Genomic DNA, 13,222 nt, shown 5'->3' with positions numbered 1-13,222 from the left:
GTCTGACGCTCCAGGCTAACGCGGGTGCGGGCACCGCCTCGCGTATTACTGGGCGGGGGCGTCCATCAGGACCGTACGACGCGGGTTCGCCGTCTGCGTGGGAAGATCGAGTGCGTGTTCCGGCTGCTCCGGCGTCTGCAGTTCGTCGGCGTCCTCGAGGTGCGCCAGCGTGGTGCGCCGGGGGTTGGCTATGTTGCGGAACATCATCGTCGTCTTCATCTGTTGTTTCAGACCTTGTCGGGGTGCGGGCGCTTCGGTGAGCGCCGGTTGACGGATTGCCCATCCCTGTAAAGCGTCAGGCTAAACATTCAATTCCCTGCGAAAGCCCGGAAGACTCAGCGATCTACGTGTGAGTTTCCTCACGAGTTGACGGCCAATTCGGTCATTCCAGACGGGCAACCACTTTCAAGGAAACGGACATTGCCCCACTGAAGCCATCATTCCGCTCCTGATCATGGCGACTGGGACACCCCCCACCCCGAGTGACTCGTAAGGAAAAGTCCGTTTCCTCCGCACCCTCTTTCTACGTCTTGTGACACAACGATCACACCGTGTCACCCAGGTCACAGCCCGGTACGCGGCCCTTGTTGGAGGTCCTGCTCTGTGCTGGAATTCCACGCACCGCCGCGGGTTTCAGGCCGGCGCGCAAGGGCGCAACGCAGCGCCGAGTGGCGGCGGGGAAGGGGGATCAGCGCCGGTCACTGACGACCACCATGGGGCGCGTTCTTCGCCCCACGACGCCGACACCGTCTCGCCGTTCACGCGGAGGGACGCCTGGTCCAGAGGTTGCGACGCTAGTGCAGGGACGTTTCAAGAGGGATGGCAGCGCTGCGGCGGAACAGGAGCCGCGTGGCGGGACCGACCGCGGTTCCTCGCCCCAGCACACCCAAAACCAGGGATCGGCAGCGCCCGGCGACAGCGGTGACCGTGCCGCGCGCCCCGGTGCGGCCGCACCGGGCGGCGACGGGCCCAAGCCCCCGCTGAAATCCAAGGGACCCACGGACACCGGTTCGCGAATAGCCCTGCGCAACTGGCGCATCAGCACGCGTCTGGTGTCCCTGCTCACCCTGCCGGTCGTCGCGGCGACCACGCTGGGCGGACTCCGTATCAATCAGTCCATGGACGATATGAAGCAGCTGGAGCACATGCAGCTGCTGACGGACATGACCAAGCAGGCGACCGCGCTGGCGGAGAAGCTCCAGGCGGAGCGCGACCTGTCCGCGGGCCCGCTGGCCAACGGCGCGAGCGTCGCCGACTTCAAGGTCTCGGAACCACGAGCGGCGACCGACCGGGCCAGGACCTCCTTCCTCGAGACCACCCGCGGCATCCCCAACACGGACAACGATCAGGCGCTGGAGAGCATCCGCGCCAACGCGAACGAGATCGCCGTCCAGGTCAACGCGCTGACCAAGATCCGCGAGACTGCCTACGCCCCGGGCGCCCCGCACTCCCAGACCATCGAGGCCTACAGCCGGCTGATCCAGTCGCTGCTGAGCCTCTCTCAGGACATGGCCCAGGCGACCAGCAACCCTGAGATGATCAAGAGGACGCGTGCCCTGGCGGCCTTCTCCTCCGCCAAGGAGTTCGCCTCCATCCAGCGTGCGGTCATCGCCGCCGCTCTCCCTGGCGGTGCTGACGCGAAGGCCCCGGGCCTCAGCGAGCCCGACCGGCTCTACGGTCTGGCCAACCTGGAGAACGGCAAGACGGAGATCAAGGCCTTCAGGGCGATCTACTCGTCCATCGGCGGCAACGCCGATGAACTGACCGACCCGCTGGAGAACGGCAACCCCACCATCAAGGCGTCCGAGCTCTACGCCAAGCGCGTGCTCGACACCAAGGGCGGTCTGGCCACCCAGCCCAAGCGTTCCCACCTGGACTGGACCGACGACTACTCGGTCCGCATCAGGGCGATGGGCACCATCGAGGCCACACTGCTCGGCCAGATGGAGGCCAAGGCGCGCGAGCTGCGCCAGCAGTCGCAGCGCGACGCGATCATCAACGGTGCGCTCATCCTCGTCGTCCTCGGCGTCTCGCTCGTCGGCGCCTTCGTCGTGGCCCGCTCCATGATCCGCTCGCTGCGCAGGCTGCAGGACACCGCCACCAAGGTCGCCCAGGACCGGCTGCCCGAGCTGGTCAAGCAGCTCTCCGAGGCCGACCCGCAGGACGTCGACACCTCGGTGGAATCCGTCGGTGTGCACTCCAGGGACGAGATCGGCCAGGTGGCCGCGGCCTTCGACGACGTGCACCGCGAGGCTGTCCGCCTCGCCGCCGAGCAGGCGCTGCTGCGAGGCAACGTCAACGCGATGTTCACCAACCTCTCGCGCCGCAGCCAGGGTCTTATCCAGCGTCAGCTCTCGCTCATCTCCGAGCTGGAGTCCCGCGAGGCCGACCCGGACCAGCTGTCCTCGCTCTTCAAGCTGGACCACCTCGCGACCCGTATGCGCCGGAACGGCGAAAACCTCCTCGTCCTCGCGGGCGAGGAGCCGGGCCGCCGCTGGACCCGGCCCGTCCCGCTCGTCGACGTGCTCCGTGCCGCCGCCTCCGAGGTGGAGCAGTACGAGCGCATCGAACTCGCCTCGGTCCCGACGACCGAGGTCGCGGGACGCGTCGTCAACGACCTTGTGCACCTCCTCGCCGAGCTGCTCGAGAACGCGACCTCCTTCTCCTCCCCGCAGACCAAGGTCCGTGTCACCGGTCACGCGCTGCCCGACGGGCGTGTGCTCGTCGAGATCCACGACACCGGTATCGGCCTCTCGCCCGAGGACCTCGCGGCGATCAACGAGCGGCTCGCCTCGCCGCCCACCGTGGACGTCTCGGTGTCGCGACGGATGGGTCTGTTCGTGGTCGGCCGGCTGTCCCTGCGACACGGCATCCGTATCCAGCTGCGTCCCTCCGACTCCGGCGGTACGACCGCGCTGGTCATGCTGCCCGTCGATGTCGCCAACGGCGGCAAGAAGGTCCCGAACATGCCCGGTGCGGGCGGCCAGGGCGCCGTTCCCTCGGCGCCCGGCGGTCCCGCGGGACTCGGCGGCCGTCCGGGCGGCGGTCCCGGTGCGAACGGCGGCGGCCGTCCCGGTCTCGGCGGTACTCCCGCGGGTGGACTGGGCGGTGCTCCGGCCGGCGGCCGGTTCGGCGCCGGTGCGCCGCGCGGCCAGGTCGGTGCGGGCGCGGCTCCGCGTGCCGCGCTGCCGCCCCGCCAGGGACAGGGTCAGGGTCAGCAGGGCGGTCAGAGCCAGGGTCAGGGCGGCGGTCTCGCCGGCGCCTTCGGCTCGGGCGCGGGCCGGGGCGCCCCGAGCGCTCCGGTGCGCAACGAGGCTCGCCAGAACGGCTTCCAGCAGGGTGCTCCGGGCGCGGGTGACCGCGGCCGTCAGCTGCCGCCCTCCGGCGGCCCGCGCGCCGAGCTGCCCGGTGGCAGCTCCTCGCACCGCCGGGAGGAGCCGCAGCGGCCGCAGCGTCCGCAGGCCACCAGCTGGGGCAGCGAGCAGCCGCCCGCCCCGCAGCAGCGTCCGTCCGCGGATGCGCCGCGCGGCCACGAGGACAACGAGTCCACCCGTGGTCCCGGCTCCACGGCCGAGTTCGCACGGCCCGACTTCAACGGGCCGCCGCCGCGCGGCGGTGACCGGGGCGCAGGTTCCGGTGCCGATTCCACCGGGCAGTTCGTACGTCCGGATGTGTTCGGCGCCCAGGACTCCTCGTCCTCGGGTCAGTTCGCCCGTCCGAACACCGGCGCCCCGCAGCCGCCGGCCCCCTCCCCCAACCCGCGTCGGCGCGGTGGCCGGGACACCGCCGACTACGGAGTGCCGCGTCCGGCGCACAACGCACTGCCGCCGCAGCCTCAGCCGGAGGCACTGCCGCCGGCCGGTCCCGGCGACGGCCGTACGCCGCTGTACGACACCCTTGAGACGAACTGGTTCCACGGCCCGCAGAGCGGTCAGCCCGCCGAGCAGCCGCAGGCTCCCGCCGTCCCGCCGCAGCCGACGGAGCGTCCCGCTCCGCCGATGCCGCAGCGCACCCCGGCGCCGACCCCGGTGACCCCGGGCAACGCGCCCAACGCGAGTGGTGCCACCTGGCGCACCTCGCCCAATGACGAGTTGGTACGCCAGGCCGAGCGGGTCAGGAAGCCCGCGGCGGGCGGCGTCACCACCTCCGGTCTGCCTCGCCGGGTCCCGCGCGCCAACCTTGTGCCGGGCACCGCGCAGGAGCAGAACCACCAGGCCGGTCCGCAGGTTTCGCGTGCTCCCGATGACGTACGCGGCCGGCTGACCAATCTCCGTCGGGGCATTCAGCAGGGTCGTCAGCAGAACAGCTCGACGACCGGCAGCTTCGATCTCGGCCCCACTCACCAGCAGGAGCGTTAGTTGAGTCCGATGAGCCAGGCGGCGCAGAATCTGAACTGGTTGATCACCAACTTCGTGGACAACACCCCTGGGGTGTCTCACACGGTGGTGGTCTCCGCCGACGGTCTACTGCTGGCAATGTCCGAAGGTTTCCCCCGCGACCGCGCCGACCAGCTGGCGGCCGTGGCGTCCGGACTCACCTCGCTGACCGCGGGGGCGTCCCGGATCTTCGAAGGCGGTCCGGTCAGCCAGACCGTCGTCGAGATGGAGCGCGGTTTCCTCTTCCTCATGTCCGTCTCGGACGGTTCCTCGCTGGCCGTGCTCGCGCACCCCGACTGCGACATCGGCCTCGTCGGCTACGAGATGGCACTTCTGGTGGACCGGGCCGGCAGTGTCCTCACTCCGGACCTGCGCGCCGAGCTTCAGGGAAGCCTTTTGCACTGAACCGCCTCCCCCCACAGGTAATTCAGGTACGCGCCACCGCACCGCCACTGTCAGGTCGCCAAGGCCCCCCACCGGCCCAGTCAGACGGCACGCAGACCACTTGCTGTCACGCCCGGAGGATTCATGACCCCGCCACCCGCCTCTCACGATCCGTACGGCGCCTCAGTCGACGCGTCGTACGGATTTGAAGGCGATCAGCCGCTGGTCCGTCCGTACGCCATGACCGGCGGCCGTACCCGGCCGCGCTACCAGCTCGCCATCGAGGCACTGGTCAGCACCACGGCCGACCCGGCGCACCTCGGCACCCTGCTCCCCGAGCACCAGCGGATCTGTCACCTGTGCCGTGAGGTCAAGTCGGTGGCAGAGGTGTCGGCGCTGCTGTCGATGCCGCTCGGGGTCGCGCGGATCCTCGTGGCCGACCTGGCGGAGGCGGGCATGGTGGCGATCCATCAGCCGGGCAACGGAGAGGCCGGCGGCACGCCGGACGTGACACTGCTCGAAAGGGTGCTCAGTGGACTTCGCAAGCTCTAGCGGCGGTGCAGCCCGCTCAACCACCAGCGCGAAGATCGTGGTGGCGGGCGGCTTCGGCGTGGGCAAGACCACGTTCGTCGGCGCCGTCTCGGAGATCAACCCGCTGCGTACCGAGGCCGTGATGACGTCTGCGTCCGCGGGCATCGACGACCTGACCCACACCGGGGACAAGACCACCACCACGGTGGCCATGGACTTCGGCCGTATCACCCTGGATCAGGACCTGATCCTGTACCTGTTCGGCACGCCCGGCCAGGACCGCTTCTGGTTCATGTGGGACGACCTGGTCCGCGGCGCGATCGGCGCCATCGTCCTGGTCGACACCCGCCGCCTCGCCGACTGCTTCCCCGCCGTCGACTACTTCGAGAACAGCGGGCTGCCGTTCGTCGTCGCCCTCAACGGCTTCGAGGGACATCAGCCCTACAACCCCGAAGAAGTACGCGAAGCCCTGCAGATCGGCCCGGACGCGCCCATCATCACCACCGACGCCCGCCACCGCGCGGACGCCAAGAGTGCGCTGATCACCCTGGTCGAGCACGCCCTGATGGCCCGGCTCAAGTAGACGACGAGATACGGCAGTTGTCGTAGTTGTATGGGGGTGGGCTGTGTCCTTTGACACGGCCCGCCTTCGTGTTCATAACATTTCGAGAGAGAATTAACGCGCCTCGGACACCCGCCGCATACGGCTGGTACCGCTGCGCTCATATTGGCCTAGCCATTTGATGCGACTTGGCATTTATGCCCGTTTTATCTGAGGCGTACGCCACTCGGAATGGCTGATTCCAACTGTTTGGAACGGACCCCATCCACGTGCTGGAATTCGGCGAACTCCCCAGTAGTAGAGCTCTGAACGAAACACACGGCACAGCGTAGGTGCCGACGCCGAGAGGTTGTTGGTCGAGTGAGGCGAAGCATGACGAGCTCCGCAGAGCAGCAGGCGCGGGGCAACTTCACCCCGCCGCAGCGCGCAGCGGCGTCGCCTGCGATTGAGCCCGGTCCGCCGGCCCCGGCCGCCGGCAGCTCAAGCCGGCTGTCCCCGCGCAACTGGCGGGTGCCCACCCGCCTGAACGCGATCCTCCTCATCCCCGTGCTCGTCGGGCTGGTGATGGGCGGCTTCCAGGTCAAGTCCTCCATCAACACCTGGAACGAGGCGCAGGACGCCGAGAAGACGGCGCTGATCGTGCGCGCCGCCTCGGAGTACGGCCAGGCACTGCTCAACGAGCGTGACCTCACGGCGCCGTATCTGCTCGCCAATGCCCGCAAGCATCCGACCGTCACCAAGGCGTACGCGACCACGGACGACGCGAAGCAGAAGTTCGACGTGGCCGTCCAGGACCTGCCCGAGAAGCAGGGCCTGGAGCGCCGTCTGAGTCTCTTCCGGGCCGAGGAGCCCAGCCTCGCCGACCTGCGCAAGACCGCGTACATCGAGGGCATCGAGTCCAAGTCCGCGGTCGGCACCGAAGAGGGCTACGTCAAGGTCCAGCACTCGCTGATGGAGTTCTCCAACGAGCTCGGCCTCGGCACCGGCAACATCACCAGCTACGGCCGTACGGTCTACGCGATCCAGCTGGCCAAGGCCGCCGCGTCGCTGCAGCGCTCCATCGGCCTGCACCTGCTGATCCGTCCCAGCGGGGACGACACGACCCGCGCCAAGCAGACCATCGCGTTCAACTCGTACAACTACCTCGAGCAGATCGCGCTCGGTGAGTACGTCTCCGGCGGTACGCAGGAAGACACCGACAACCTGCAGCAGATCATGGCGGGCAAGGCCGTCGCGGGCGAGAAGCAGCTGAAGGCCGCTGGTCTCAACCCGCCGCGGGACCCGAAGGGCAACGTCCTGCCCGGCATGGCCGCCAAGATCGGCCAGGGGCTGACCCCCAAGCAGCTGAAGAAGATCGACGTCACGCCCACGACCTGGATGGGCGCGTCCACCGCCAAGTTCGACGGCTACACCGAGATCGAGAACGACCTCGTCGACAAGGCCGTGACCGAGGCCGCCCAGATCTCCGACGACGCCAAGCAGGACGCCATCGTCAACGGCGCCATCGTCGTGATTGCCCTGCTCACCGCCTTCATCCTGGCCGGTCTCATGGCCCGCCAGATGAGCCGCTCGATGCGCCAGCTGCGTACCGCCGCGTTCGGCATCGCCGAGCAGCGTCTGCCGATGCTGGTCGACCAGCTCTCGCGTACGGAGCCGGGCCGCGTCGACACCCGTGTGCAGCCGATCCCGATCGACACCCTGGACGAGATCGGCGAAGTCGCCCGCGCCTTCGACCAGGTCCACCGCGAGGCCGTCCGGCTCGCCGCCGAGCAGGCCATGCTCCGTGGCAACGTCAACGCGATCTTCACCAACCTCTCGCGCCGGAACCAGTCGCTGATCGAGGGCCAGCTGACCCTGATCACCGACCTGGAGAACAACGAGGCCGACCCGGACCAGCTGGAGAACCTCTTCAAGCTGGACCACCTGGCGACCCGTATGCGCCGCAACGGCGAGAACCTCCTGGTCCTCGCCGGCGAGGAGCCGGGGCGCCGCTGGAACCAGCCGGTGCCGCTGGTCGACGTGCTCCGCGCCGCCTCCTCGGAGGTGGAGTCCTACGAGCGCATCGAGATGACGGGCGTCCCGGAGACGGACATCCACGGCCAGGCCGTGACCGACCTTGTGCACCTGCTGGCCGAGCTGCTGGAGAACGCCACGACGTTCTCCTCGCCGCAGACCAAGGTCCGCGTGACAGCCACCCGGCTGCCCGACGGTCGCGTCATGGTCGAGATCCACGACAAGGGCATCGGCCTGACCGCCGAGGACTTCGCCGACATCAACCACAAGCTGGCCAACCCGCCGACGGTGGACGCCGCTGTCTCGCAGCGCATGGGCCTGTTCGTGGTCGGCCGCCTCGCCGACCGGCACGGCGTCCGCGTCCAGCTGCGCCCCTCGGGCGAGCAGGCCGGCACCACCTCGCTGGTCATGCTTCCCGACGCCATCACCCACGGTGGCGGTGGCGAGGCGCTGCCCGAGGACGACTTCACGGTCTCCCAGATCATTCCGGAGCAGCAGTCGTTCGAGCCCGCCCCGATCCAGGCCGCGCCGATGCGCACCGCCGCGGAACTCGGCTTCGACGACTCCCGGTACGACGATCCCTCGGACGCCTCTCCGCAGCTCGACCCGGTGGGCCGCTCGCTGATGCGTGAGGAGCGCCGTGCCGCGCTGGAGGCGCAGGCACAGGGCGGCGAGCACCCGCTCTACCGCGACGAGGTGGACTACTCGCAGGGGCAGCAGCAGTACGCCTCCGAGTACGGCCAGGACTACTCGCAGGAGTACGCCCAGGAGCAGCCGCAGGCGTACGACGGCTACCAGCAGTCCGGCGGTTACCCGGAGCCCCAGGAGCACCACGAGTCGGCATATGCGGAAGCCAATTACCAGGCTCCGCAGACCCCGGAGCCACAGTACGACGACCAGTTCGACACCCAGTCCCACCAGGGAGACTGGTCGAATCAAGGTACGTACCAGGGTGGGTTCGAGCCGGATTACCGGAGCGAACCGGAATCTGCACCCAGCGTCCCCACGAACGTCTCCGAGCGCGTAGGCTTCGAACGTCCGGGACCCTCTCCGAGCAGCAGCCACGCAACGACCAACGCCGGTCTGCCGCGGCGCGGCAGCAATCAGCAGTCGCAGCCCCAGCAGCAGTGGCAGCAGCCCGCCCAGCAGGCCCAACAGGCTCCGCAGGGCACTCAGGCCGAGGTGGACGGCAGCAGCAGCAACGGTGCCGGCTCCGAGGACTGGCGCTCGACCAACGACGAGCGCTGGCAGCGGGCGGAGAAGCTCCGCGAGCCGAAGGCGGGCGGGGTCACCTCCTCCGGTCTTCCGCGGCGGGTGCCCAAGGCGAACCTCGTCGAGGGCACGGCTGAGCAGACCCCGCAGGGCGGACCTCAGGTCTCCCGCGCCCCTGAGGACGTGCGTGGCAGGTTGAGCAACCTGCGGCGCGGTGTCCAGCAGGGACGCAACGCGGGGACGGACACGAACGGATCGGGCTTCGGCCCGGGCAGTAGTACCTACAACCAGGAGCGTTAGTGTGAGCCCGATGAGCCAGGCGGCGCAGAATCTGAACTGGTTGATCACCAACTTCGTGGACAACACCCCTGGGGTGTCCCACACCGTGGTGGTCTCCGCCGACGGACTCCTGCTGGCGATGTCCGACGGTTTCCCGCGTGACCGCGCCGATCAGCTGGCGGCCGTAGCCTCCGGGCTGACCTCGCTCACCGCGGGAGCCTCCCGGATCTTCGAAGGCGGCGCGGTCAACCAGACGGTGGTGGAGATGGATCGAGGCTTCCTCTTCCTCATGTCCGTCTCCGACGGTTCCTCGCTGGCCGTACTCGCACACCCCGAGGCCGACATCGGTCTGGTGGGTTACGAGATGGCTCTGCTCGTGGACCGGGCGGGCAGTGTGCTCACCCCGGACCTGCGTGCAGAGCTCCAGGGAAGTCTTCTCAACTAACAGGCAGACAGTGCGTTTCACGCCACCGCATCGTAGGGTGCGGTGGCGCGGCTCCACAGGGACATGGACCGGCGACCGGCAGTCGGAGGAGGAAACGTGGCAACACCCCCAGGCGGACGCCCGTATGACGGTGCTCACCAGACGCCGGGTGATCACTCTCAGAACCGCTTCAACTTCCCCTCCACGCCGAGCAGACAGGGCACCCAACAGCCTTACCAGCAGCCGCAGCAGCCGTACGACCCGTCGTACGACCAGCCGCAGCCGCGCATCCAGCCGGTGCAGCCGCGACGGGCGCCGGAGCCCGCTCCCGCGGCGCACAACCCCTTGGTGCGCCCCTACGCCATGACCGGCGGCCGTACCCGGCCGCGCTACCAGCTCGCCATCGAGGCACTGGTCAGCACCACGGCCGATCCCGCCCGGCTGCAAGGGCAGTTGCCCGAGCACCAGCGGATCTGCCGACTGTGCTTCGAGATCAAGTCGGTCGCCGAGATCTCGGCACTTCTCACCATCCCCCTCGGCGTTGCCCGGATCCTCGTCGCCGACCTGGCGGAGGCCGGACTTGTCGCCATTCACCAGCCCGGCGGCGACGAGTCCGCCGGCGGCCAGCCAGCCGTGACACTGCTCGAAAGGGTGCTCAGTGGACTTCGCAAGCTCTAGCGGCGGTGCAGCCCGCTCAACCACCAGCGCGAAGATCGTGGTGGCGGGCGGCTTCGGCGTGGGCAAGACCACGTTCGTCGGCGCCGTCTCGGAGATCAACCCGCTGCGTACCGAGGCCGTGATGACGTCTGCGTCCGCGGGCATCGACGACCTGACCCACACCGGGGACAAGACCACCACCACGGTGGCCATGGACTTCGGCCGTATCACCCTGGACCAGGACCTGATCCTGTACCTGTTCGGCACGCCCGGCCAGGACCGCTTCTGGTTCATGTGGGACGACCTGGTCCGCGGCGCGATCGGCGCCATCGTCCTGGTCGACACCCGCCGCCTCGCCGACTGCTTCCCCGCCGTCGACTACTTCGAGAACAGCGGGCTGCCGTTCGTCATCGCCCTCAACGGCTTCGAGGGACATCAGCCCTACAACCCCGAAGAAGTACGCGAAGCCCTGCAGATCGGCCCGGACACCCCGATCATCACCACCGACGCCCGCCACCGCGCGGACGCCAAGAGCGCGCTCATCACCCTGGTCGAGCACGCCCTGATGGCCCGCCTGCGGTAGCCGGTACCGCGGTCGCCTGTCTCTGGGGAAGTCCCCGCGCTCCTATGGGAGTTGCGGGGGCTTTCCGCGTGTGCGGGGCGCCTGGGGGTGGGTTTGTCCCCTACCCGCCCCTTCCCGTAACTGGGGCTCCGCCCCAGACCCCGCGCCTCAATCGCCGGCGAGGCTGGGTTTCCCGCCGGACGGGCGGGAAAATCCAGCCCGTCCGGCGATTGAGGACACGCCCGAAGGGCGTTCGGGGGTCTGGGGGCTTGCCCCCAGTTCGGGAAGGGGCGGGGTGGGGGAACGAAAAAGACCCCAGCACCCGCACAGGGCGCTGGGGTCTTCGTACGCGGCGAGGGGGCTGGATCAGCCCTGCCAGCTGTGGGCCGTGCGGAAGCCGGACTGGCGCTCCAGACGGCGCCAGCCGGCCGCGGAGCGGCCGCGGTGGGTCGGGACAGCGTCGGGCTGGGCCGCCGCGCGGGCGAGCAGCACCGCGGTGATCGCGGCCAGCTCCTCGGGGTCGGCATGACCCTTCTCCACGCGCAGCAGGGAGGAGGAAGCAGAGGCCTCTGCAGGAGTGCTCATGGCTGTTCGGGCTCCAGACTCTTCGCAGGGTTACTGCGGGGGGTTGCCGTGCTTGCGCGACGGCAGGTCGGCGTGCTTGGTGCGGAGCATGGCGAGGGATGCGATCAGCACCTCGCGCGTCTCGGACGGGTCGATGACGTCGTCGACCAGGCCGCGCTCCGCGGCGTAGTAGGGGTGCATCAGCTCGGCCTTGTACTCCTTGACCATGCGCACCCGCATGGCCTCGGGGTCCTCGGCTTCGGCGATCTGCCTGCGGAAGATGACATTGGCGGCACCTTCGGCGCCCATCACCGCGATCTCGTTGGTCGGCCAGGCGTAGGTGAGGTCCGCGCCGATGGACTGGGAGTCCATGACGATGTAGGCACCGCCGTACGCCTTGCGCAGGATCAGCGAGATCCTCGGCACCGTCGCGTTGCAGTACGCGTACAGCAGCTTCGCGCCGTGCCTGATGATTCCACCGTGCTCCTGGTCGACGCCCGGCAGGAAGCCGGGGACGTCCAAAAGGGTGATGATCGGGATGTTGAAGGCGTCGCACATCTGCACGAAGCGCGCTGCCTTCTCGGAGGCCTCGATGTCCAGGACACCGGCCAGGGACTGCGGCTGGTTGGCGACGATGCCGACCACCTGGCCGTCGAGACGGGCCAGTGCGCAGATGATGTTGCGGGCCCAGCGCTCGTGGATCTCGAGGTAGTCGCCGTCGTCGACGAGCTCCTCGATCACCTTGTGCATGTCGTACGGGCGGTTTCCGTCCGCCGGTACGAGGTCCAGGAGTACGTCGGAGCGCCGGTCGGCGGGGTCCTCGGCGTGTGCGACCGGCGGGTTCTCGCGGTTGTTGGAGGGGAGCATCGCCAGCAGGTAGCGGACCTCCGCGATGCAGGTCTCCTCGTCGTCGTACGCGAAGTGCGCGACGCCGGAGGTCTCGGCGTGCACATCCGCGCCGCCGAGCCCGTTCTGCGTGATCTCTTCACCGGTGACGGCCTTGACCACATCCGGTCCGGTGATGAACATCTGCGAGGTCTCACGGACCATGAACACGAAGTCCGTCAGCGCCGGCGAGTACGCCGCGCCGCCCGCGCACGGGCCGAGCATCACGCTGATCTGCGGGATGACACCGGACGCGCGGGTGTTGCGCTGGAAGATGCCGCCGTAGCCGGCCAGCGCCGAGACGCCCTCCTGGATACGGGCACCGGCGCCGTCGTTCAGCGATACCAGCGGCGCACCGGCCGAGATCGCCATGTCCATGATCTTGTGGATCTTCGTGGCGTGGGCCTCGCCCAGCGCGCCGCCGAAGATCCGGAAGTCGTGCGCGTAGACAAAGACCGTCCGGCCCTCGACCGTGCCCCAGCCGGTGATGACACCGTCGGTGTACGGCTTCTTGGCCTCCAGGCCGAAGCCGCTCGCCCGGTGCCGGCGCAGCTGCTCGACCTCCCTGAACGAACCCTCGTCCAGCAGCAGCGCGATGCGCTCACGGGCGGTCAGCTTGCCCTTGGCATGCTGCGCCTGGGTGGCACGCTCGCTCGGCCCGCGCCGGGCCTGCTCGCGCAGATCGTGCAGCTCGGCCACACGCCCACGCGCGTCGCTCGGCTCGCTGGAGGTCTCGTCCAAAACGGTCATGCATCGACCCTACGGATCCGACC

11 protein-coding genes are annotated in these 13,222 nt (G+C 69.0%); 8 read left to right on the top strand and 3 right to left on the bottom strand.

Going from position 1 to position 13,222, the window contains the following annotated elements:
* Nucleotides 1-45 precede the first annotated feature (45 nt).
* Nucleotides 46-219, bottom strand: coding sequence for a hypothetical protein (locus ACFYXH_RS19930; RefSeq protein WP_362687721.1), 174 nt, complete (start codon nt 217-219; stop codon nt 46-48).
* A gap of 578 nt (nt 220-797) precedes the next feature.
* Here ACFYXH_RS19930 and ACFYXH_RS19925 point away from each other — a divergent pair.
* The 8 genes from ACFYXH_RS19925 to ACFYXH_RS19890 all read left to right on the top strand — a co-directional run bounded on the left by ACFYXH_RS19925 (nt 798) and on the right by ACFYXH_RS19890 (nt 11,021).
* Complete coding sequence (locus tag ACFYXH_RS19925; protein ID WP_389564421.1) at nt 798-4,358, top strand: nitrate- and nitrite sensing domain-containing protein; 3,561 nt, start codon at nt 798-800, stop codon at nt 4,356-4,358.
* A gap of 9 nt (nt 4,359-4,367) precedes the next feature.
* The gene (locus ACFYXH_RS19920) at nt 4,368-4,781 is read left to right on the top strand and encodes a roadblock/LC7 domain-containing protein (protein ID WP_005311457.1); all 414 of its coding nucleotides are present in this window, start codon (nt 4,368-4,370) and stop codon (nt 4,779-4,781) included.
* 123 nt (nt 4,782-4,904) lie between these two features.
* Entirely contained in the window at nt 4,905-5,312 is a 408-nt protein-coding gene (locus ACFYXH_RS19915) for a DUF742 domain-containing protein (RefSeq protein ID WP_327326297.1), read from the top strand.
* Nucleotides 5,293-5,874, top strand: a complete 582-nt coding sequence (locus ACFYXH_RS19910) for an ATP/GTP-binding protein (protein ID WP_385305516.1) — start codon at nt 5,293-5,295, stop codon at nt 5,872-5,874. The genes ACFYXH_RS19915 and ACFYXH_RS19910 overlap by 20 nt, the downstream gene beginning before the upstream one ends.
* A 339-nt stretch (nt 5,875-6,213) precedes the next feature.
* Nucleotides 6,214-9,378, top strand: coding sequence for a nitrate- and nitrite sensing domain-containing protein (locus ACFYXH_RS19905; RefSeq protein WP_389564417.1), 3,165 nt, complete (start codon nt 6,214-6,216; stop codon nt 9,376-9,378).
* Nucleotides 9,379-9,388: 10 nt separating this feature from the next.
* Nucleotides 9,389-9,802 carry a roadblock/LC7 domain-containing protein gene (locus ACFYXH_RS19900; protein ID WP_389564767.1) on the top strand — a complete coding sequence of 138 codons (414 nt, stop codon included), beginning with the start codon at nt 9,389-9,391 and terminating at the stop codon, nt 9,800-9,802.
* Nucleotides 9,803-9,898: 96 nt separating this feature from the next.
* Complete coding sequence (locus tag ACFYXH_RS19895) at nt 9,899-10,459, top strand: DUF742 domain-containing protein (RefSeq protein WP_362687734.1); 561 nt, start codon at nt 9,899-9,901, stop codon at nt 10,457-10,459.
* Nucleotides 10,440-11,021 (top strand): ATP/GTP-binding protein, encoded by a 582-nt coding sequence (locus ACFYXH_RS19890; protein WP_108152792.1) that lies wholly within the window; start codon nt 10,440-10,442, stop codon nt 11,019-11,021. Before ACFYXH_RS19895 ends, ACFYXH_RS19890 begins: the two co-directional genes overlap by 20 nt.
* A gap of 345 nt (nt 11,022-11,366) precedes the next feature.
* On the opposite strand, the gene ACFYXH_RS19885 is transcribed toward ACFYXH_RS19890, so the two are convergent.
* Together ACFYXH_RS19885 and ACFYXH_RS19880 are read right to left on the bottom strand one after the other, a co-directional pair.
* Nucleotides 11,367-11,585, bottom strand: coding sequence for an acyl-CoA carboxylase subunit epsilon (locus ACFYXH_RS19885; RefSeq protein ID WP_362687737.1), 219 nt, complete (start codon nt 11,583-11,585; stop codon nt 11,367-11,369).
* A 30-nt stretch (nt 11,586-11,615) separates the two neighbouring features.
* Nucleotides 11,616-13,199, bottom strand: coding sequence for an acyl-CoA carboxylase subunit beta (locus ACFYXH_RS19880; protein WP_389564413.1), 1,584 nt, complete (start codon nt 13,197-13,199; stop codon nt 11,616-11,618).
* Between the last annotated feature and the right edge of the window lie 23 nt (nt 13,200-13,222).

It is taken from the genome of Streptomyces sp. NPDC002730, from assembly GCF_042888805.1.
Classification (GTDB): domain Bacteria; phylum Actinomycetota; class Actinomycetes; order Streptomycetales; family Streptomycetaceae; genus Streptomyces.
This window is presented reverse-complemented; position numbering and strand designations above follow the sequence as displayed.